Origin of the sequence: Nitrococcus mobilis Nb-231 (assembly GCF_000153205.1) — a bacterium.
Lineage (GTDB): Bacteria > Pseudomonadota > Gammaproteobacteria > Nitrococcales > Nitrococcaceae > Nitrococcus > Nitrococcus mobilis.
The window spans coordinates 1-1461 of record NZ_AAOF01000037.1; the positions used below are offsets into that span (position 1 = coordinate 1).

At 44.6% G+C, this 1461-nt stretch carries 2 protein-coding genes and 1 pseudogene; all 3 read left to right on the forward strand.

All coding sequences use genetic code 11. The annotated features are described in order from the left end of the window. Positions 1–104: 104 nt before the first annotated feature. Positions 105–425, forward strand: coding sequence for an IS66 family insertion sequence element accessory protein TnpA (gene tnpA / locus NB231_RS17210; protein WP_004998436.1), 321 nt, complete (start codon positions 105–107; stop codon positions 423–425). Beyond that, the gene (gene tnpB, locus NB231_RS00015) at positions 422–775 is read left to right on the forward strand and encodes an IS66 family insertion sequence element accessory protein TnpB (RefSeq protein ID WP_006643801.1); all 354 of its coding nucleotides are present in this window, start codon (positions 422–424) and stop codon (positions 773–775) included. Before tnpA ends, tnpB begins: the two co-directional genes overlap by 4 nt. A 59-nt stretch (positions 776–834) precedes the next feature. Next, positions 835–1461 (forward strand): annotated as a pseudogene (locus tag NB231_RS00020) (IS66 family transposase zinc-finger binding domain-containing protein); the annotation flags it as partial.

The following is a 1461-nucleotide window of genomic DNA, read 5'->3' on the forward strand; positions in this document are numbered from 1 at the left end:
GCGTAATTTTAAATTAGTAAGAATGTAAGCGTGCCATAAACACCGCATTCTAATCACTTTACTCGAAGAATAAGATCAAATCTCCAATCCAAAGGAGATTTAAAATGGCAACACGACGTACCAATCAAGAATGGCAGACTTTGTTTGAGTGCTATGAATCCAGCCAACTCACTCAACGTGCTTTTTGTGAACATCACGGATTAAGTCTTTCCACGTTTCATGCCAAACGCCAACAGTTAACACACCTTCAAACACCACAGACTAACGGCTTCGTCAAAGCAAACGTTGTAGAGCAGACAACACGTTACCATATGACGCAAATACCTACCGCGAATATGACACTTTTTGTCAACGACGTTGAGCTGAGTATTCCTCAAGGCACGCCCGCTGCCTACCTGGCAGAACTCATTGGAGCCTTGTCATGAAACATATGCTAAGTGCACCAGATATTTATCTGTATCGTGAGAGTGTCGATTTTAGAAAGTCCATCAATGGCCTCGCGGCGATTATCGAAAGTGACACCGATTTACCCTTGGGAAGCGGCGCACTATTCCTGTTTACCAATAAACAGCGCGACAAAATCAAAGTGTTGTACTGGGATAAAACAGGCTTTGCACTTTGGTATAAACGCCTTGAAAAAGCCAAGTATAAATGGCCGTCAAAAGAGAAAAATGACGTGTTTACCCTGACTCAATGCGAGCTTGATAGACTGCTTTCTGGCTTCACGATTATCGGCCATAAACCCGTTCAAATAAACGATTTTACAATGACTTAATCGATAATAAAGCTATATCCACCAAGCGTTAACGGCATGACTTTAGTATAATAAATGCCATGAAAAAGACGCCAAATATCAACCCAGAAAGCCAAGATGTTGCCGAGCTACAAGCGATGGTGAAAGAGTTGTTGGCGTTGCAAAAACACAGCGAATCTCAGTGGAAACAAGAGCGTCAATCTCTGCTTGAGCAACTCAAACTGGCTTTCGACCGCCAGTTCGCAAAACGCTCGGAGGCGTTAAAGCCCTACGATGAATCTCAAGGTGACCTCTTCAACGAAGCGGAATGTGAAGCCGCTAAGGAAGAAGAGGTTGAGGTTACGACGACCACCACAACCACAACGAAGAAACGCGGTAAGCGTAAGCCTCTTCCAAAGACCTTACCTCGTGAAGTTATCGAACTTGATTTAGACGACCATGAAAAGCAGTGTGCATGCTGCAATCATGACCTGCATAAAATCGGTGAAGACAGCAGTGAAAAGCTGGAGTTTTCGCCAGCCGTACTCAAAGTGCTGGAATATGTTCGCCCTAAATATGCTTGCCGCCAGTGCGAGCAAACTGAAGACAGCAATCACATCGTTCAAAAGCCAGCACCGCAAAGCATTATCCCGAAGAGCTTTGCCACAGAAAGCTTGCTTGCCAACATCATTCTTGGGCAAATACCAGTACGCGATGCCACTTTACCC